Origin of the sequence: Paraburkholderia xenovorans (assembly GCF_046030735.1) — a bacterium.
Taxonomy (GTDB): Bacteria; Pseudomonadota; Gammaproteobacteria; order Burkholderiales; family Burkholderiaceae; genus Paraburkholderia; species Paraburkholderia xenovorans_A.
Window position 1 is genome coordinate 234,776 of sequence record NZ_JAQQBV010000004.1, and the last position, 19,310, is coordinate 254,085.

18 protein-coding genes are annotated in these 19,310 nt (G+C 63.3%); 12 read left to right on the plus strand and 6 right to left on the minus strand.

Translation table 11 applies throughout. The annotated features are described in order from the left end of the window. Positions 1-3 precede the first annotated feature (3 nt). The 4 genes from moeA to PQQ51_RS05800 all read right to left on the minus strand — a co-directional run bounded on the left by moeA (position 4) and on the right by PQQ51_RS05800 (position 6,684). Positions 4-1,323 carry a molybdopterin molybdotransferase MoeA gene (gene moeA, locus PQQ51_RS05785; RefSeq protein ID WP_408495548.1) on the minus strand — a complete coding sequence of 440 codons (1,320 nt, stop codon included), beginning with the start codon at positions 1,321-1,323 and terminating at the stop codon, positions 4-6. 93 nt (positions 1,324-1,416) lie between these two features. Continuing rightward, complete coding sequence (gene mobA, locus PQQ51_RS05790; protein WP_408495550.1) at positions 1,417-2,031, minus strand: molybdenum cofactor guanylyltransferase MobA; 615 nt, start codon at positions 2,029-2,031, stop codon at positions 1,417-1,419. A 10-nt stretch (positions 2,032-2,041) separates the two neighbouring features. Next, positions 2,042-3,151 carry a GTP 3',8-cyclase MoaA gene (gene moaA / locus PQQ51_RS05795; RefSeq protein WP_408495552.1) on the minus strand — a complete coding sequence of 370 codons (1,110 nt, stop codon included), beginning with the start codon at positions 3,149-3,151 and terminating at the stop codon, positions 2,042-2,044. Positions 3,152-3,345: 194 nt separating this feature from the next. Continuing rightward, the gene (locus PQQ51_RS05800; protein WP_408495554.1) at positions 3,346-6,684 is read right to left on the minus strand and encodes an Rne/Rng family ribonuclease; all 3,339 of its coding nucleotides are present in this window, start codon (positions 6,682-6,684) and stop codon (positions 3,346-3,348) included. 733 nt (positions 6,685-7,417) lie between these two features. Here PQQ51_RS05800 and PQQ51_RS05805 point away from each other — a divergent pair. From PQQ51_RS05805 to PQQ51_RS05820, 4 genes are read left to right on the plus strand one after another with little or no spacing between them, the layout of a single operon-like run. Continuing rightward, entirely contained in the window at positions 7,418-8,443 is a 1,026-nt protein-coding gene (locus tag PQQ51_RS05805) for an RluA family pseudouridine synthase (protein WP_408495556.1), read from the plus strand. Continuing rightward, positions 8,436-9,095 carry an HAD-IA family hydrolase gene (locus tag PQQ51_RS05810; RefSeq protein WP_408495557.1) on the plus strand — a complete coding sequence of 220 codons (660 nt, stop codon included), beginning with the start codon at positions 8,436-8,438 and terminating at the stop codon, positions 9,093-9,095. The genes PQQ51_RS05805 and PQQ51_RS05810 overlap by 8 nt, the downstream gene beginning before the upstream one ends. Further along, positions 9,092-9,496 carry a Rieske (2Fe-2S) protein gene (locus PQQ51_RS05815; RefSeq protein WP_408495559.1) on the plus strand — a complete coding sequence of 135 codons (405 nt, stop codon included), beginning with the start codon at positions 9,092-9,094 and terminating at the stop codon, positions 9,494-9,496. Before PQQ51_RS05810 ends, PQQ51_RS05815 begins: the two co-directional genes overlap by 4 nt. A 33-nt stretch (positions 9,497-9,529) precedes the next feature. Beyond that, entirely contained in the window at positions 9,530-10,534 is a 1,005-nt protein-coding gene (locus tag PQQ51_RS05820; RefSeq protein ID WP_408495561.1) for a S49 family peptidase, read from the plus strand. A gap of 97 nt (positions 10,535-10,631) precedes the next feature. Here PQQ51_RS05820 and PQQ51_RS05825 read toward each other — a convergent pair whose 3' ends face one another. Both PQQ51_RS05825 and PQQ51_RS05830 read right to left on the minus strand, forming a co-directional pair. Next, the gene (locus tag PQQ51_RS05825) at positions 10,632-11,351 is read right to left on the minus strand and encodes an SAM-dependent methyltransferase (protein ID WP_408495563.1); all 720 of its coding nucleotides are present in this window, start codon (positions 11,349-11,351) and stop codon (positions 10,632-10,634) included. Beyond that, positions 11,348-11,965 (minus strand): Maf-like protein, encoded by a 618-nt coding sequence (locus tag PQQ51_RS05830; protein WP_408495565.1) that lies wholly within the window; start codon positions 11,963-11,965, stop codon positions 11,348-11,350. The genes PQQ51_RS05825 and PQQ51_RS05830 overlap by 4 nt, the downstream gene beginning before the upstream one ends. A 233-nt stretch (positions 11,966-12,198) precedes the next feature. On the opposite strand from PQQ51_RS05830, the gene PQQ51_RS05835 reads away from it, so the two are divergent. The 8 genes from PQQ51_RS05835 to fabF all read left to right on the plus strand — a co-directional run bounded on the left by PQQ51_RS05835 (position 12,199) and on the right by fabF (position 19,255). Then, entirely contained in the window at positions 12,199-12,843 is a 645-nt protein-coding gene (locus PQQ51_RS05835) for a DUF177 domain-containing protein (protein ID WP_408495567.1), read from the plus strand. Positions 12,844-12,944: 101 nt separating this feature from the next. Beyond that, positions 12,945-13,124, plus strand: a complete 180-nt coding sequence (rpmF, locus tag PQQ51_RS05840) for a 50S ribosomal protein L32 (RefSeq protein ID WP_006051932.1) — start codon at positions 12,945-12,947, stop codon at positions 13,122-13,124. Positions 13,125-13,296: 172 nt separating this feature from the next. Next, positions 13,297-14,403, plus strand: a complete 1,107-nt coding sequence (gene plsX, locus PQQ51_RS05845; RefSeq protein WP_408495568.1) for a phosphate acyltransferase PlsX — start codon at positions 13,297-13,299, stop codon at positions 14,401-14,403. Next, positions 14,403-15,392 (plus strand): beta-ketoacyl-ACP synthase III, encoded by a 990-nt coding sequence (locus PQQ51_RS05850; protein WP_408495570.1) that lies wholly within the window; start codon positions 14,403-14,405, stop codon positions 15,390-15,392. Before plsX ends, PQQ51_RS05850 begins: the two co-directional genes overlap by 1 nt. Positions 15,393-15,542: 150 nt before the next feature. Beyond that, entirely contained in the window at positions 15,543-16,478 is a 936-nt protein-coding gene (fabD, locus tag PQQ51_RS05855; protein ID WP_408495572.1) for an ACP S-malonyltransferase, read from the plus strand. An 84-nt stretch (positions 16,479-16,562) separates the two neighbouring features. Next, positions 16,563-17,312 (plus strand): 3-oxoacyl-ACP reductase FabG, encoded by a 750-nt coding sequence (gene fabG / locus PQQ51_RS05860; protein WP_408495573.1) that lies wholly within the window; start codon positions 16,563-16,565, stop codon positions 17,310-17,312. Between the two features lie 151 nt (positions 17,313-17,463). After that, positions 17,464-17,703 (plus strand): acyl carrier protein, encoded by a 240-nt coding sequence (gene acpP, locus PQQ51_RS05865; RefSeq protein WP_004197638.1) that lies wholly within the window; start codon positions 17,464-17,466, stop codon positions 17,701-17,703. Between the two features lie 313 nt (positions 17,704-18,016). Then, entirely contained in the window at positions 18,017-19,255 is a 1,239-nt protein-coding gene (gene fabF / locus PQQ51_RS05870; protein WP_408495574.1) for a beta-ketoacyl-ACP synthase II, read from the plus strand. Positions 19,256-19,310: the final 55 nt, after the last annotated feature.

A 19,310-nucleotide genomic window follows, 5' to 3' on the forward strand; every position in this document is an offset into this window, starting at 1 on the left:
GCGTCAGATGAGACCGTCGAACAACATGATGTCGACACGCTCACCTTCAGCGATATCGGCCTGATCGTGCCCGAGCATGAGGAAACAATTCGCTTCGCTCATCGAACTCAGCACGCCGGAGCTTTGCGAGCCGGTCGGCGTGACGTGCCATTGGCCTTGCGCGTCCCGTTCGGCCACGCCGCGCTGGAATTCGGTGCGCCCGGCGCGCTTGCGGATGGCCTGGCGGCTGGTGGCATGAATCACCGGCAACGGCAGCGGCGTGGTGCCGGCCATCAGCAGCAGCACGTCGCGCACGATCTGATAGAACGTCACCATGACCGCGACCGGATTGCCCGGCAGGCCGAAGAATAACGCAGGCGAGCCGGCTCCCGGCCGCTCGCCGGACCACACGCGGCCGAAAGCGAGCGGGCGCCCCGGACGCATCGCGAGGCTCCAGAAGGCGACGTCGCCGAATGTGTGCAGCAGTTGCCGGGTGAAGTCCGCCTCGCCGACCGAGACGCCGCCCGAGGTCAGCACCACGTCGGCGCTCGCGGCGGCGTTGCGCAGCGCGGCTTCGAGCGCGGCCGGTTCGTCGCGGACCACGCCGAGATCGAGCGTGTCCACGTTCAGACGCCGCAGCATCGCGAATAGCGTGTAGCGGTTGCTGTCGTACACGCAACCCGGCTCGAGCGGTTCGCCGAGCGAGCGCAATTCGTCGCCGGTCGAAAAGAAGGCGACGCGCAGGCGCCGCCGCACATTGACTTCGCCGATGCCGAGCGACGCCAGCAAACCGAGATCCGACGCGCGCATCACGCGGCCGGCGCGCAACGCCGCATGGCCGCGGGCGAGGTCTTCGCCAGCGAGACGCCGGTTGGCGCCGGCTTTGACGGTATGAGCGGGAAAGCGAATCAAAGTGGCGTCGGCAGCGCGCTCAACGAGTTCTTGCGGCACCACGGTGTCGCAGTCGGCGGGCATGCAGGCGCCGGTCATTACGCGCACGCATTGGGTCAAATCGACGCGGCCCGCGAACGGATGGCCCGCCAGCGCCTTGCCGGCGATCGTCAATTCGACCGCGTTCACGCCTGCCGCCGCGTTGCCGTTCAATGCCAGTGCCGCACCGTTGAACGCGTAGCCGTCCATCGCCGAATTGTCGTGCGCCGGGACGTCGATTGGCGAGACGATGTCGGCGGCCAGCACGCGATCGAGCGCGTCGCGCAACGCCACACGCTCAATTGCCGTGACCGGTGTAGCCCACTGGCGGACAATCGCCTGGGCCGCCGAAACAGGCAACGCGTGAGGATCGTACTGCGCGACACAGCGGGAAAATTGGTTATGCGTGGTCATGAAGGGCTGGGCGTCGCGACCGGTGGCGCGGGCGGCGCTTTCGTGTGGTCGAGTGCGCTCGCGTGCGGTCGGAGCAGGATTTCAACCGGGGCCTCAGGAACGCTCGAGGTCGGTGAGTTCTTGTAACGAATTGATATTGTAAAACGCGCGCTCGTCGGTAAAGACGACTTCAACCGTCTTGTGGCATTCGTACCACGCGCGCACTTTGCGCTCGCCAGCCGCGAGCCAGGCCGCGAGATCGTCGGCGAGGCTTGTGCGCAGCAGCGCAAAGACCGGGTGAAGGGAGGGCTTGCCGTCGGCGCCGACCGTCGTGACGGTGGCAATGTCGGCTTGCTGCGCGTCCAGCGCTTGAGCAAGGCGTTCCGCGAGGTCGGCAGGGAAGTTCGGCGTGTCGCACGGCGCGCTCAGCACGAAGTCCGTGCCGGCAACGCGCAGGCCGGCGAGCAAACCGGCCAGCGGTCCCGGAAAACCGGGCATGGAATCCGCGACCACTGTGGCACCGAACGGCGCGCCAAGCGCCGCGTACACATCGGGATGCCGGTTGGCGCTGATCACCAGCGCGCCGGTTTGCGGCGCGAGGCGTTGAAGGACATGGGATGCGAGCGGTTCGCCATGCAGCGTCTGGAGCCCTTTGTCGACGCCGCCCATGCGCAGGCCGCGGCCGCCGGCCAGAACGAGGCCTGTGATCTGTTCGCGTGACGGCGTCATGGGCAGCCGCTCAGCCGCCGATGTACGACATTTCCACCCGACGGCCTTCCCGTGCGGGCGCTTCGGCCGTATTGCGGCCGCGCAATTGCGAATAGCGGTCGCTGCGGTGTTGCCAGATTTCGGCGACGGCAGTTGCGATCCCGGCATCGCTCGCGCCGTTGCGCAGCAATGCGCGCAAATCATGGCCGGACGACGCGAACAGGCACAGATACAGCTTGCCCTCGGTCGACAGACGCGCGCGCGTGCAACTGCCGCAGAACGCGCGGGTCACGCTCGAAATCACGCCGATTTCGCCGCCGCCGTCGACGTAACCCCAGCGCTGCGCGGTCTCACCGGCGCTGTGCGCTTCGAGCGGAACGAGCGGGAAATGTTCGGCGATGCGCGTGATCACGTCGGCTGACGGCAGCACTTCGGTCATGTTCCAGCCGTTCGACGTACCGACATCCATGTATTCGATAAACCGCAGTACCGCACCTGAGCCTTTGAAATGGCGCGCCATCGGCACGATTTCGCTGTCGTTGGTGCCGCGTTTGACGACCATGTTCACCTTGACCGGCGCAAGGCCCTCGGCCTGGGCCGCCGCGATGCCGTCGAGCACGTCGCCCACCGCGAAATCGGCATCGTTCATGCGGCGGAACAGCGTGTCGTCGAGCGCGTCGAGGCTGACCGTGACGCGAGTCAGGCCGGCGTCCCGCAGACTGCGAGCTTTGCGCTTCAGCAGCGAACCGTTGGTGGTAAGCGTCAGATCGAGCGGACGGCCTTCCGGCGTAACGAGTTGCGCGAGCCGTTCGATCAGGAATTCGAGGTTCTTGCGCAGCAGCGGCTCGCCGCCGGTCAGACGAATCTTTTCGACTCCGTGTGCGACGAAGAGCCGCGCGAGCCGTTCGATTTCCTCGAAGCTCAGCAGCGAGCTATGGGGAAGAAATGCATAGTCCTTGTCGAAAACCGCGCGCGGCATGCAGTAGACGCAGCGGAAATTGCAGCGATCCGTCACCGAGATGCGCAAGTCGCGCAGCGGACGCGCCAGCGCGTCGTGCAGTACGCCGCTAGGCGCCTGCACGGGACCGGAGACGACCGGCAACGCGCTGAAATCGGCAACTGGAATGATGCGTCGGGACATGAAATGCTTCGTTTAATGCTTGTTGGGAATACAGACTTTCATTCTAGCGGAAATGGAAGGGGCAGCCCCGGCACCTCAGGCGTTGTCGGGGTATACGGGGACGCGCATGACGGACGGCGCCGCCGGGTTGGTGCGGGCCCGAAAAACAAAAAGCCCGCCGGTGAGGGCGGGCTTTTTGCACTGTGCCGGCTCGCTTACTGCGAATGCTTGCCGGTTTCCACCATTTGCATCGGCGCCGTTTCGACCGGCGGCAACACCTTACGCTCGCGACCCACGCGAACCGGCTTGACCGCCTGCGCTGCCGCTTCCTGTGCGGCACGGAACTTGTCGGCGTCCGTATTCACCCAGACGAGACCGGCTTGTTCCAGCACTGGTTTCAGCGCTTCATCGTTCGACGCCGCCGGGTTGCCGCGCGGAGCCTGCGTGGCCTGCTGCGGGGCAGCGGCGACGGGCGCCGGTTCGACTGCCACCGGTTCCACCGCCGGAGCAACAGCCGCTACAACCGGCTGCGGTTCGACGATTTCGGCTTGCGGCGCCGGCTGAACTGCCGGTGCTTCGACGGCTGCCGCCGGAGCGACGGTTTCCACCGGAGCCGGTGCGGCTTGGGTTTCAACTGCGGACGGTGCGGCGATCGGTGTTTCAACCGTCGCTTCAGTTGCCACTTCAGGTGCCACTTCGACCGGTGCTTCCGCACGGGCGACCGGCTCAACCAGCGAAACCGTTTCGCTTGCAGCCGGCACAGCCTGCGCTGCTTCGACCGGTGCGACCGCTTGAGCCACCGGCGTTTGCGAAACCGGCTCAACGGCTGCTGCCGCCGGAGCCTGCTCGACCGGCACGATGGCTTCCGCCTTTGCGGCTTTCTCGACGGCCAGTGCCGGCGTTTCGGTAGCAGCGTGCAGTTCGGTGACTACCGCGGTTTCCGTTGCGACGGCCGCGACCACCACTTCCACCGGCGTCACTTCCTTCGCTTCGTCGGCTTCAGCCTTGCGCTCGACTGGCTGATGCGCCACGCGCACCGGTGCTTCGTCGTTACCGGTGGCGTTATCGCCTTCGGCTTCCGCGACGTCCGCCGCCAGGTTGCCGTTCACGTCCTCTTCACGCTCACGACGACCACCGCGACGGCCGCGACGACGACGACGACGCTCTTCACCTTCACGCGCCACCGCTTCCTGATCGCCCGGCAGACCGTTTTCGCCCAAAGCTGCCTGGTTTTGCGCCAGTTCTTCCGCGGTTTGCGCTTCATTCTGCGTCAGCGCGTCCGCTGCTTCCGGCTGCTGCTTGCGACGCTCGCCGCGCTCAACACGTTCGCCCCGTTCACGGCGCTCACCGCGTTCCTGACGCTCGCCGCGCGCTGCGCTGTCGACGGTTTCCGTGCGTTCGCCGCGATTGTCGCGGTCACGGTTTTCGCGACCTTCACGCGGCTCACGAGCCTCGCGCGGTTCGCGGCCTTCACGGGCCTCGCGCGGCTCACGTGCTTCACGAGTACCGCGCGGCTCGCGCGATTCACGTGCTTCACGCGGCTCACGACCCTCGCGTGCTTCGCGACCTTCACGCGGCTCACGGCCTTCACGCGGTTCGCGTTCCTCGCGACGTTGCGACGCCGGTTGACCTTGAGCCTGACGGCCGCCGTTCGCGCCTTCACCGCGACCTGCCGCGTCGCGGCCAGTTGCGCCGCCACGACGGTTGCGGTTGCGATCGCCGCCGCGTTCGCCGGTGCGCTCACCGCGCTCCGTGCGTTCGCCGCGTTGCGGACGCGTTTGCTTGTCGGTCGTAGCCGGCGCGACAGGCGCCGGAGCGGCCGGCTGCATGCCGAACAGATTCTTCAACCAGCCGATGAAACCGCCGCCAGCCGGCGTCACCGCGACCGGAGCCGGGGTGGCCGCGGCCGGACGAACCGGCGCGCTCGGCGCCGGCTTCTCCGGCGTGATGCCCTTGACCGCTGCTTCCTGCTTCGGCTTCACTTCTTCTGCACGCTTGCTGTAACCGGTTTCCGATTCCAGTTCGCGGGCTGCTTCTTCGGCCATCTTCCACGACGCGCGCGGCTCGTCGAGGCGCGCATCGTCGTGACGCAGACGCTCGAGCTTGTAATGCGGCGTGTCGAGGTGCTTGTTCGGGATCAGGACGACATTGACCTTGAAACGCGACTCGATCTTGTTGATTTCAGCGCGCTTCTCGTTCAGCAGGAAGGCCGTTACTTCGACCGGCACCTGGCAATGGATCGCCGCGGTGTTTTCCTTCATTGCTTCTTCCTGAATGATCCGCAGCACTTGCAGCGCGGACGACTCGGTGTCGCGAATATGACCCGTGCCGTTACAGCGCGGGCAGGTCACGTGGCTGCCTTCCGACAGCGCCGGACGCAGACGCTGACGCGACAGTTCCATCAGGCCGAAGCGCGAGATCTTGCCCATCTGGACGCGCGCACGGTCGTGCTTCAGTGCATCTTTCAGGCGTTGCTCGACTTCGCGCTGGCTCTTGGCCGATTCCATGTCGATGAAGTCGATCACGATCAGGCCGCCCAGATCGCGCAGACGCAACTGGCGGGCGACTTCGTCGGCGGCTTCGAGGTTGGTGCGAGCGGCGGTTTCCTCGATGTCGGCGCCCTTGGTGGCGCGCGCCGAGTTCACGTCGATCGCGACCAGCGCTTCCGTGTGGTCGATCACGATCGCGCCGCCCGAAGGCAGCGGCACCGTGCGCGAATACGCGGTTTCGATCTGGTGTTCGATCTGGAAGCGCGAGAACAGCGGCACGTCGTCGTGGTAGCGCTTCACCTTGCTGACGTTGTCCGGCATCACGATGTCCATGAAGGCGCGGGCCTGGTCATGGATTTCGGTGGTGTCGATCAGGATTTCGCCGATATCCGGCTGGAAATAGTCGCGAATCGCGCGGATCACGAGGCTGGATTCGAGATAAATCAGCATCGGCTGACCGCTCGAACCGCTTTGCGACGCGGCTTCGATCGCGCGCCACAGTTGCATCAGGTAGTTCAGGTCCCACTGCAGCTCTTCGGCGGAACGGCCGATACCGGCCGTGCGCGCGATGATGCTCATGCCTTCCGGCAATTGCAGCTGCGCCATGGTTTCACGCAGTTCCTGACGGTCGTCGCCTTCGATCCGGCGCGACACGCCGCCGCCGCGCGGGTTGTTCGGCATCAGAACCAGATACCGGCCGGCGAGCGAGATAAAAGTGGTGAGGGCTGCGCCCTTGTTGCCGCGCTCTTCCTTTTCGACCTGAACGATCAGTTCCTGGCCTTCACGCAGCGCATCCTGGATACGCGCGGAGCGCATGTCGACGCCGTCGCGGAAATACTGACGGGCGACTTCCTTGAACGGCAGAAAACCGTGGCGGTCTTCGCCGTAGTTGACGAAACAGGCTTCGAGCGACGGCTCGATACGGGTAATGATGCCCTTGTAAATATTGCCTTTGCGCTGTTCGCGGCCGGCGGTTTCGATGTCGATATCGATGAGTTTTTGCCCATCGACGATGGCGACGCGCAGTTCTTCCTGCTGCGTCGCGTTGAACAACATTCGTTTCATTGAACGACTCCAGAGCGGCTTCGCCTCGCCGCTGGCTGCGCGGTTGTCAGTCGCGAGAGCCAGACGGGCAGCGGCATGCCGCGCCTTATTGTGTTTTCACAAGCACGCTGGAGCGGGAAAAATGGCGGGAGAATTGCCTGAGAGGGCCCGGCCCCACTGACTGGAGGGCGCGGTGCCGCAGGGCACATGCGAACACGGCTTCAAATAACGACCCGACACGCCGCGGGTTCTGCCGGCAGACCTTCATAAGCCTTGCGTCCACTCTCGCCGGTGCGCCAACTGGGCGCGTGACCGGAGGGTCGAAGGCTGCGGTCGTGCCGCAACGGGAAGTTCGCGCAGTCGGCGCGTCTTTTCTCGCTGGGGGTGTCTCGCCTCATTTTGACGTCGCCATGTCTTGTACTTTCTACAAGACGCCTCGGGCGCACGCCGTATTTTCGCAACCTGCAGCTTCGAACAACTGGGCGTCAACCGCCCGATACCGAAGCTGAAAGTTAAATTCTTTTTTACCAAAATTCCGTTACCGTCGAGGCCGACCTTGACCGAACGCGCCTGTGGGCGCCGCCCCTGCCGGGCACTGACCTCGTGCGTGCAACTTGTTGCATCTCATTTTCAGGGTGAGCAACCAGACCCCGGCGCAAGTAAAATAACGGTTTATCGCTTGCACCTGCGCAATCCGCCCGGATTCCGGACACTGCGCCGGCCGCCGCAGACTGCTGGGCAAATTATATTCAGAATGAAAGAGTTAGGCAAAATATCCCAGAAATCGGTCGCAAGTGACCAGGTCTCGATGATCGAGATCGACGACAGTGCGGCCGGTCAGCGCATTGATAACTTCCTTTTGCGCGTCTGCAAAGGGGTGCCCAAAAGCCATATTTATCGGATCCTGCGCAGCGGCGAAGTACGCGTGAACAAGGGCCGGATCGATGCGCAGTACCGGCTCGAGCTGGGCGATCTGGTGCGTGTGCCGCCGATCCGCGTGGCTCAACCCAACGAAACGGCCGCTCACGCGCCGGTGCCGAGCGCCGAATTCAAGATCGTTTTCGAAGACGAGCACATGCTCGTGATCGACAAACCGGCCGGTGTGGCGGTGCATGGCGGCAGCGGCGTCGCCTTCGGCGTGATCGAACAGATGCGCGAGGCGCGGCCACAGGCCAAATTCCTCGAACTGGTGCATCGGCTCGACCGGGAGACCTCCGGTATCCTGATGCTCGCCAAGAAGCGTTCGGCGCTCGTCAATCTGCACGAACAGATTCGCGAGAACAAGATGGATAAGCGCTACTATGCGTGCGTCCACGGCGAATGGGCGAGCGATTGGGGCCGTCGCCGCGTGGTCAAGGAGCCGCTGCACAAATATCTGACCGCGGACGGCGAGCGGCGCGTGCGGGTGCAACCTGACGGCCTCGCGTCGCACACGGTGTTCAATCTGATCGACCGCTGGCCGGACTACGCGCTGCTCGAAGCCGAACTGAAGACGGGGCGTACGCATCAGATTCGCGTCCATTTGCAGCATCTGGAACTGCCGATCGTCGGCGATGCCAAATACGGCGACTTCGCACTGAACAAGGCGCTCGCGCGCGCCAACGCGAAGCCGGGCCTAAAGCGCATGTTCCTGCATGCATACCGCCTCAAGCTCGCGCATCCGGCAAGCGGCGCGCCGCTGCAGTTCGAGGCGCCGCTGCCGGCCGAATGCCGCGGTTTCATTGCGCAGCTCAACGAATTACGAAATGGGTCGAACCCGGAGACGACACTGCATGGCTAGAGAGCAATTTGATCTGATCGTCTTCGACTGGGATGGGACGCTGATGGATTCCACTGCGCATATCACGCGCAGTATCCAGTCGGCGTGCCGCGATCTCGGTCTGCCAGTTCCCGCGGACGAAGCCGCGAGCTATGTGATCGGACTCGGTTTGCGCGAAGCGCTGGCGATCGCCGCGCCTACGCTCGATCCGTCGGAATATCCGCGTCTCGCCGAGCGTTATCGCTTTCACTATCTGGTGAAGGATCAGACCACCGAGTTGTTCGTCGGCGTGCGCGAGATGCTGCAGGAACTGCGCGATCAGGGTTATCTGCTCGCCGTGGCGACCGGCAAGAGCCGCGTCGGTCTGAACCGCGCGCTCGATCAGACGCGCTTGACGAGCCTGTTCGACGGCACCCGTTGCGCGGACGAGACCTTCTCCAAGCCGCATCCGGCCATGCTTCACGAACTCACTCGGGAACTCGGGCAGGATCCGGTGCGTACGGTGATGGTCGGCGATACCACGCATGATCTACAGATGGCGATCAATGCCGGCGTCGCGGGTATCGGCGTGACTTACGGCGCGCATCCGGCGGCGTCGCTGAGCGCTTTGTCGCCGAAATTCGTCGCATCGAGCGTCGGCGCGCTGTCCGGATGGTTGCGGGAGAACGCATGAACGCAGGTGCGACCGAGGCGGCGCAGGAGGCGGTACGAATCTGTGCGTCGGATGAACTGGTCGACCGTGGCGCCGGCGTGCGTCGTGCGGCGACGCTCGGCGGCGGCGAGGCGGTGGTGTTTTTCGTCCGCTACGATGGCCGGGCGTACGGTTATCTGAACCGCTGCGCCCATGTGCCGATGGAACTCGACTGGTCCGAAGGGCAGTTCTTCGAATCCTCCGGTTTATACTTGATGTGCGCTACCCATGGCGCGATTTACGCGCCGGATACCGGTAAATGCGTCGGCGGACCGTGCCGCGGCGGCCGCTTGCGTGCCGTTCAGGTCGACGAGCGGGATACGCCCGAAGGCCGTGCGGTGTTCTGGCTGCCGGACGGCGAATTGCGTCCGGCCACCTCCTGATTTTTCACTTCCTCGACTTTCCCACTGCATCGCATGTCCGACAATTTGACGCCCGAACCGAAAGAACCGTCCCTGACAGGCCGCCCCCGCACGCCTGCCGAAGAGCCGGGCTGGGAGCGCGCCGCGCTCGAGCGCATCGCGCTCGCGGCTATCAACGAGCAGCGCTCGGCGCGCCGATGGAAGATATTTTTCCGGTTCGTCTTTCTGATCGTGGCGCTGCTCGCTATCTGGGCAGCTTTGCAGTTCTCCGGAGACAAGGTCGCGACAACGGGCAGGCACACGGCGATGATCGCACTTGACGGAGAAATCTCTGCCGATACAAGCGCGAACGCTGAAGATATCAACGCGGCGCTAGCAAGCGCATTCGATGATGCCGGCACCGCCGGCGTGATCCTGCGCTGTAACAGCCCGGGCGGCAGTCCGGTGCAGGCCGGCATCATTTACAACGAAATTCGTCGATTGCGCGCTAAGTATCCGTCTATTCCGCTGTACGTCGTAGTTGGCGACATGTGTGCGTCGGGTGGTTACTATGCGGCCGCTGCGGCGGACAAGATTTATGTCGACAAGGCGAGCATCGTCGGCTCGATTGGCGTGCTGATGGATAGCTTTGGTTTCACCGGCCTGATGGATAAGCTCGGGGTCCAGCGTCGCTTGCACACTTCAGGTGAGAACAAGGGCTTTTTCGACCCGTTCTCGCCGGAAACGCCGAAGATGGACGAACATGCTCAAGACATGCTCGACCAGATCCACGCGCAGTTCATCGACGCGGTGCGTCAAGGGCGTGGCAAGCGTCTGCACGAAACGCCGGATATGTTCTCCGGCCTCTTCTGGACGGGCCAGAAAAGCGTGGATCTAGGTCTCGCCGACGGTTTCGGCGACGCCGATTACGTCGCGCGTGAGCTTTTCAAGGCGCCGGATATCGTCGACTACACGGTGAAGGAAAGCATCACCGATCGCGTGGCGCGCAAGTTCGGCGCGGCGGTCGGCAGCGGTGCCGTGCATGCGATGGCGCTTGGCGGAAAGTTCAATTTGCGTTGAGCCCGCCGCGCTCTGGCTAACAGTAAAAAGCCCCGCGGGATTTCTAGCGGGGCTTTTTGTTTGGCGCGTCAGCGTCAGCGTCAGCGCCGGACAAAGGTCAAACGGCCAGAATCAGAAAAATGGCGGGACGCTTGTGCAAATCGATTGCTGGCTTCTTTTTCCAGTCGGCCACGGTGCGGCTCGCGATGGTTTCCGTCTCCAGCGTCAGGTCGACAGCGACGCAAACGAACGTGGAAGGCGCGCAAGTCGCCAGTAACGTGTCGAGCAACGGCTTGTTCCGATAGGGCGTTTCGATAAAAATCTGCGTCTGCCGGGCCTTGCGCGACTGCTGCTCCAGATCGCGCAGGCGCTTGGCGCGTTCGGTGGCGTCGACCGGCAAATAGCCGTGGAACGCAAAGCTTTGACCGTTCAGGCCAGACGCCATCAACGCCAGCAAAATCGAACTCGGTCCGACAAAAGGCACCACCTTCACGCCGCGCTCATGCGCCCGGCGCACCAGCAGCGCGCCCGGATCGGCGACCGCGGGGCAGCCAGCTTCCGAAACGAGGCCGGCATCGGTGCCCGCCAGCAACGGCGCCAACAGTTTATCGATCTCGCCGGCCGGCGTATTCACGTTCAGTTCGCGGATCTCGATTTCCTGGATCGGACGCTCCGTGCCGACCTTCTTCAGGAAGGCCCGCGTGGTTTTTGCGTTTTCGCCAATGTAGTACTGCAGCGCGGCCGCGCGAGCGCGCACCGGCGCGGGCAGCACGGCATCGAGCGCTGCGGCGTCGCCGTCGCCCAGTGTGTTCGGAATCAGATACAAGGTGCCGCTCATTTCGTCTCCAGTAATGGATAACCCGCGGCGAGCAGCATGCTCGACAGCGCGATCAGCGGTAGACCGACGAGCGCCGTCGGGTCGTCCGAATGGATCGCTTCGAGCAACGTGATGCCGAGGCCTTCGGATTTGGCGCTGCCCGCGACGTCGTACGGCGTTTCGGCGCGCAGGTACGCGTCTAGCGCGGCGTCCGGCAGGTTGCGCAGACGCACGCGCGTGATCACGTCGATGGACTGCGCGGTACCCGAGCGGCTGTCGAACAGGCAGAGCGCGCTATGAAACAGCACTTCGCGGCCGCGCATCGCCTGCAATTGAGCGAGCGCTTTCTCGTGCGTGCCGGGCTTGCCGATCTGCAGGCCGTCGTAGGTTGCGACCTGATCGGAACCGATCACGAGCGCGGGTTCGCTGCTGTCGAGCCCGCCGGCGACCGCGCGGGCTTTCGCTTCAGCGAGGCGCAGCGCGGTGGCCTCGGGGGTTTCGCCTTCGAATGGCGTCTCGTCGATCGCCGGCACGACGACCTCGAACGGAACGCGCAGGCGCTCGAGCAGCTCGCGACGATAGGGCGAGCTCGACGCCAGAATCAGGCGGGGCGGGCGATTGGGGGAATCTGGCATGGTCAATCAACGGCTAGAGAGGCGGGGCGTACGGGCTCGCGCGGAGTGCGCGCTGGTACGGGCTTAAGTGTTTGACTCGAAAAGACAAAACGGATATGATTTTGGGCTTTTCATCGGTATGCTATTGCGCAAACGGGCCTCGGCGTGAACAACGTCTGAGGTAACGGCAAGTGGGCAAGTGCGGTGCAAACCGATTCACCTTCGGCGAAATCCTTGCCGACGCAGGAGCGCACATGACTCAACATCCTGGCAAACCTGCTGGTCTGGCCGACCCGCACGACATCGATCTGTTCGAATTTGCGCGGAGTGGGCGTCAGGCCGCGGGTGTCGTGCGCGTGTCGCAACTGCCGCGCATGTTAAACGAAGTCCCGGCAGAAGCGCCAGACCGCGATACCGCGTTCACCTGGCAAGCCGAAGGGGCGACGCAGCCGGAATTGCAGGACGACGGCACCGAGGGTCCGCAGCCTTATCTGAGGCTCGCGATTCACGGCGCTGCATGGCTCGAATGTCAGCGGTGCATGACACCGTATTTGCAGGCATTCAACGTCGATGCAACTTACCGGATCGTCAACACTGAGGCGGAAGCCGAAGAGTTTCCGCTCGACGAGGATGAAGTCGAAGTGATCGTGGGCTCGCGCCAGTTCGATCTCGTCGACTTGATCGAAGAAGAGTTGCTGCTTTCCTTGCCGCTCGTGCCCAAGCACGAGGTGTGTCCCGAAGTGCACGAGAGCCTCGTCTCTGGTGTGGCCGGTGCAGAGGGCGAGGGCGACGAAGCCGCGCTGGACGAAGCTGATGAGGGCGGCGAGCCCGAGCGGCCCAATCCGTTCGCGGCGCTCGAAAGTCTCAAGCGCGGCGAGCCGGACGACAAGAAGCACTGAACAGTTGCATGGGAGCGCGATGCGGGCGCATTGGCCATTCGGCTAATGGCGGACACCGGATCGGGCTGTGTTAGAATTCGGAAAATTTTTAGGAGTTAGTCATGGCAGTTCAACAAAATAAGAAGTCGCCGTCGAAGCGCGGCATGCACCGTTCGCACGATTTCCTGACGGCAGCGCCGCTGGCCGTGGAACCGAGCACGGGCGAAGTGCATCTGCGTCACCACGTTAGCCCGAACGGCTACTATCGCGGCAAGAAAGTCGTCAAGACGAAGAACGACTAATCGTTTCACTGCGTTGCGCCTCTCGGCGTTTCGCGTGGCGATCGGCTCGCTTGACATTTTCCCGGCTCGGCAAAAAGGCGGCATTCAACTGCCGCTTTTTTGTGTCGATCGCAATTGGCGCTTTGGCGCCTATTGTGGTTCCATGCAGGGCGCCTGAAATTCGTCGCACTCCATGACAGTAAAGCTCACGATAGATTGCATGGGAGGCGACCACGGCCCGTCCGTGACCGTTCCCGCTGCCGTCAACTTCGCTCGTTCGCATCCCGATGCTGAGCTGCTGCTCGTCGGCATCGAAAGTGCGATTCGCGCGCAACTGAAGAAGTTGAAGGCTCAAGACCTGCCGGCGCTGACCGTCGTACCTGCTTCTGAGATCGTCGCAATGGACGATCCGGTCGAAGTCGCGCTGCGCAAGAAGAAAGATTCGTCCATGCGTGTGGCGCTGAACCGCGTCAAGGAAGGCGAGGCGCAAGCCTGCATTTCAGCCGGCAACACCGGCGCGCTGATGGCGGTCTCGCGCTATGTGCTGAAAACGCTGTCGGGCATCGAGCGCCCGGCCATCGCGTCCGCACTGCCCAATCCGAATGGCTACACGATGATGCTCGATCTGGGCGCCAACGTCGATTGCGAACCCCAGCATCTGCTGCAGTTCGCGGAGATGGGGCACGCGCTCGTGTCCGCGCTCGAAGGCCGCGAGCGGCCCACCATCGGCCTGCTCAACATCGGCGAAGAAGTCATCAAGGGTAATGACACCATCAAACGCGCCGGCGAATTGCTGCGCGCGAGTACACTCAACTTTCACGGCAACGTCGAAGGCAACGACATCTTCAAGGGCACGGTCGACGTGATCGTCTGCGACGGTTTTGTCGGTAATGTCGCGCTGAAGACGTCTGAAGGCCTCGCGCAGATGCTCTCCAACATCATCAAGGAAGAGTTCGGCCGCTCGTGGCTCACCAAGGTGATGGCGGTACTCGCGCTGCCGGTATTGATGCGCTTCAAGAAGCGCGTCGATCATCGGCAATACAATGGCGCCGCGCTGCTCGGGCTGCGTGGCCTCGTGATCAAAAGCCACGGCTCGGCGGATGCGTACGGGTTTGAGTGGGCTATCAAACGCGGGTATGATGCCGTCAAAAACGGCGTGCTGGAACGCCTTGCGCGTGCAATGGAAGAGAACGCCGGTTCTCTCGAGCAGGTCGCGCGCGACGCAAGCGGTGCGGGTCACGCAAGCCCGATCGCAGGCCAGCCGGCCGAGCCCTACGCTGCGCAATCCTCGAAGGCATAATGGCTCAATCGACAATTTATTCCCGCGTGCTCGGCACCGGCAGTTATCTGCCTCCCGCGCGCGTCACCAATCAGGATCTGGCTGAGCGTCTCGCGAAGCAAGGCGTCGAGACCAGCGACGAATGGATCGTCGCCCGCACCGGCATCCACGCACGCCATTTCGCCGAGCCTGATGTCACCACCAGCGATCTCGCGCTGATCGCATCGCAGCGCGCGATCGAAGCGGCGGATATCGATCCGCAATCCATCGATCTGATCATCGTGGCAACTTCCACGCCCGACTTCGTGTTTCCGAGCACGGCGTGCCTGTTGCAGAACAAGCTCGGCATCAAGAACCACGGCGCGGCATTCGACGTGCAGGCAGTCTGTTCCGGCTTTGCTTATGCGGTGGCGACGGCGGACAGTTTCATCCGCAGCGGCCAGCATCGTACGGCGCTCGTGATCGGCGCTGAAACCTTCTCGCGCATTCTCGACTTCAACGACCGCACCACCTGCGTGCTGTTCGGTGACGGCGCGGGAGCCGTGATCCTGCAGGCGTCCGAAGAACCTGGCGTGCTGGCTAGCGCGCTGCACGCCGACGGCAGCCACTCCAACATTCTGTGCACGCCGGGCAATGTGAACGGCGGCGTCGTCGCGGGCAGCGCGTTTCTACACATGGACGGCCAGGCGGTGTTCAAGCTTGCCGTCAACGTGCTGGAAAAAGTTGCGATCGAGGCGCTCGCCAAGGCAAATCTGTCGGCGGAGCAGATCGACTGGCTGATTCCGCATCAGGCCAATATCCGCATCATGCAAAGCACTTGCCGCAAGCTCGGCTTGCCGCAGGAGCGCATGGTCGTCACGGTGGGCGAGCACGGCAATACGTCGGCTGCGTCCATTCCGCTCGCATTCGACGTCGCAGTGCGCGACGGCCGCATCAAGCGCGGCCAGAACGTGCTGATCGAAGGCGTCGGCGGCGGCTTCACGTGGGGCGCGTCGGTTATCCGCTACTGATAGCGGCGACGAACGGCAGGGCGCTCTTCGCGGCGCCCGAGCGTTTGATCGCGCGCTTGATCACGCGTTGACTGCGCGATTTGGCTGCGCAGTTTGATCGTTATCAGGCGCACGCCACCCGCATCTGACACATTCGATTTTGGGGACGTTATGAAATTTGCGTTCGTTTTTCCCGGCCAGGGTTCGCAGTCGGTCGGCATGCTCAACGCGTTCGCCGACCACGCGGTGGTCCGCGAGACGGTTCAGGAAGCGTCCGATGCGCTCAATCAGGATCTCGGCAAGCTGATCGCCGAAGGTCCCGTCGAAGATCTGAATCTCACCACCAACACCCAGCCGGTCATGCTGACTGCCGCCTACGCGATCTATCGCGCATGGCAACAGGCCGGCGGCCCGCAGCCGGCGATCGTCGCCGGCCATAGCCTCGGCGAATACACCGCGCTGGTCGCGGCTGGCGCGCTCGCGTTTCGCGATGCCGTGCCGCTCGTGCGGTTTCGCGCGCAGGCCATGCAAACCGCGGTGCCGGTCGGCGAAGGCGGCATGGCCGCGATTCTCGGTCTCGACGACGACACGGTGCGCGCGGTGTGCGCTGAAGCATCGGTCGCGGGTGTCGTCGAAGCAGTGAATTTCAACGCGCCTTCGCAGGTCGTGATCGCCGGCCACAAGGCCGCGGTCGAGAAGGCTTGCGAAGTCGCGAAGGCGAAGGGCGCGAAGCGTGCGTTGCCGCTACCGGTGTCTGCGCCGTTCCACTCGTCGCTGCTCAAGCCGGCGTCGGATCAGTTGCGCGAGTATCTGGCGAGCGTGAGTGTGCAGGTGCCGTCGATTCCGGTGCTGAACAACGTCGACGTCTCGATCGTCAATGAACCTGCGAAGATCAAGGACGCGCTGGTGCGCCAGGCGGCCGGCGCGGTGCGCTGGGTCGAGAGCGTGCAGGCGATGGCGGCTCAGGGCGTCACGCATGTGATCGAGTGCGGGCCGGGCAAGGTCCTTGCGGGTTTGACCAAGCGTATCGACGGCAATCTGATCGGCGCTTCGGTGTTCGATCCGGCCTCGCTCGAAGAAGCGCTCAAGCTCGTGACTGCAGGCTAAACGCCGTTTAAGCAGAATCCGGGCTCCCAGCGCAGCATCACGAATCAATCAGCCCTCCGAAGGGCATTCGGACTGACAAGAAAGATGGAAAAGACTCTCGACAAGCAGATCGCGATCGTGACTGGCGCCTCGCGTGGCATCGGCCGGGCGATTGCAATGGAACTGGCGCGCCAGGGCGCGACGGTGATCGGCACGGCGACCAGCGAAAGCGGCGCGGCTGCAATCAGCGAAGCCCTTAACGCAGCCGGCGTAAGCGGTCGCGGCGCGGTGTTGAACGTGAACGACGCAACCGCAGTGGAAGCGCTGATCGAAGGCACCGTTAAAGAATTCGGCGCGCTGCACGTGCTGGTGAACAACGCCGGCATCACGCAAGATCAACTGGCCATGCGCATGAAGGACGACGATTGGGACGCGGTGATCGACACCAATCTCAAGTCGGTGTTCCGTCTGTCGCGCGCGGTGCTGCGTCCGATGATGAAGGCGAAGGGCGGCCGCATCATCAACATCACGTCGGTGGTCGGCTCCGCCGGCAACCCGGGGCAGGTCAACTATGCGGCCGCGAAAGCGGGCGTCGCCGGCATGACGCGCGCGCTTGCTCGCGAGATCGGCAGCCGTGGCATCACGGTGAATTGCGTCGCGCCTGGCTTCATCGATACCGACATGACCAGGGGCCTGCCCGAAGAGCAGCAGACCGCGCTGAAGACGCAGATTCCGCTCGGTCGTCTCGGCAGCCCGGACGACATTGCGCATGCCGTGGTGTTCCTCGCATCGCCGCAAGCAGGCTATATCACCGGCACGACGCTGCATGTGAACGGTGGGATGTACATGTCGTAACCAATTTCGGGTACTATCCGCGCCTTGATGCGTTTGCAAAAGCGTAAGGCGCATGCCTTGACAGCAACCCGATGCGCCGCTTTTTTGCCGGGTCAAACCTGATAAAATGCGCGCACCTGTATTTTTGAACTTCTTTTCCCTTGGAGGGGTAATGGACAATATCGAACAGCGCGTCAAGAAGATCGTCGCAGAACAACTGGGCGTTGCAGAAGCTGAGATCAAGAACGAAGCTTCGTTCGTGAACGACCTCGGCGCCGACTCGCTCGACACCGTTGAACTCGTGATGGCCCTCGAAGACGAATTCGGCATGGAAATTCCGGATGAAGAAGCCGAGAAGATCACCACCGTTCAGCAAGCGATCGACTACGCTCGCGCGAACGTCAAGGCCTAAGGTCATTCGCGCCTGCGTTTCTGCGTTGGCGGCGTATGACGCCCTGCCGTGTCGGTTTCCGACGCCAGCAGGGCTGGCGCTTTTTGCCGCGCCGTTTGCCATGCAGGAGCAAGCGATGTTGACAGCGCAAATTTCCGCGCGATTGCCGAGTTTCAAGAAAACGCCGGGCCGCCCCAAGTTTTCTTGTCCCCCGTCGGGGGAGCCTGGTGCGAGCACCGGGCATGGGGGCGCTTAACAGCCACAGGGCTCACAGGGCAGGTTCCTGTGACCGCTGTGGCTTTTTGCTTTTGTCATCTATGAAAAAGGGGTTACCGTGAGCCGCCGTCGTGTTGTTGTTACAGGCCTGGGGCTGATTTCGCCTGTTGGCAATAATGTTGCCGACGGCTGGGCCAATCTGGTCGCCGGCAAGTCGGGTATTGCCAATATCACGAAGTTCGATGCGTCGAACTTTTCGACTCGTTTCGCCGGCGAGGTGAAGGGCTTCAATATCGAGGACTACATCCCCGGTAAGGAAGCGCGCCACATGGATACGTTCATCCATTACGGCGTCGCTGCGGGCATCCAGGCGATGCAGGACAGCGGCCTCGAAGTCACCGACGAGAATTCGGAGCGCATCGGCGTGGTGGTCGGTTCGGGCATCGGCGGTCTGCCGATGATCGAAGTGACGCAAACCGAACTGCTGAACCGCGGCCCACGCCGTATTTCGCCGTTCTTCGTGCCGGCGTCGATCATCAACATGATCTCGGGCCATCTGTCGATCAAGTTCGGCATCAAGGGTCCGAATCTGGCGATCGTGACCGCGTGCACCACCGGTCTGCACTGTATCGGCGAGGCTTCGCGCCTGATCGAATACGGCGACGCAGACGTGATGATCGCGGGCGGCGCGGAATCCACCGTGTCGCCGCTGGGTATCGGCGGCTTTGCGGCGGCGCGCGCACTGTCGCAACGCAATGACGATCCGGCAACCGCGAGCCGTCCGTGGGACAAGGATCGCGACGGTTTCGTGCTGGGCGAGGGTGCCGGCGTGATGGTGCTCGAAGAGTACGAACACGCGAAGGCGCGCGGCGCGAAGATTTACGCCGAAGTGAGCGGCTATGGGATGAGCGGCGACGCCTATCACATGACCGCGCCGCTGGAAGACGGCGACGGCGCGCGTCGCTGTATGCTGGCCGCGTTGAAGAACGCGGGCGTGAACGTCGATCAGGTGAATTACCTGAACGCGCACGGCACCTCCACGCCACTGGGCGACCTGGCTGAAACCACCGGTATCAAGCGCGCTTTCGGCGACCACGCGAAAGATATCGTCGTGAATTCGACGAAATCGATGACGGGCCACCTGTTGGGCGGCGCCGGCGGTCTGGAATCGGTGTTCACGGTGTTGGCCGTGCATCACCAGGTGTCGCCGCCGACGATCAACATCTTCAATCAGGATCCGGCCTGCGATCTCGATTACTGCGCGAACACGGCGCGGGAGATGAAGATCGACGTCGCGCTGAAGAACTCGTTCGGGTTCGGCGGCACGAACGGCACGCTGGTCTTCAAGCGCGCCTGATCAGTCGATCGTTTGGTGACACGTCAGTCGAATACGCCGGCCTGGCCGGCGGTTT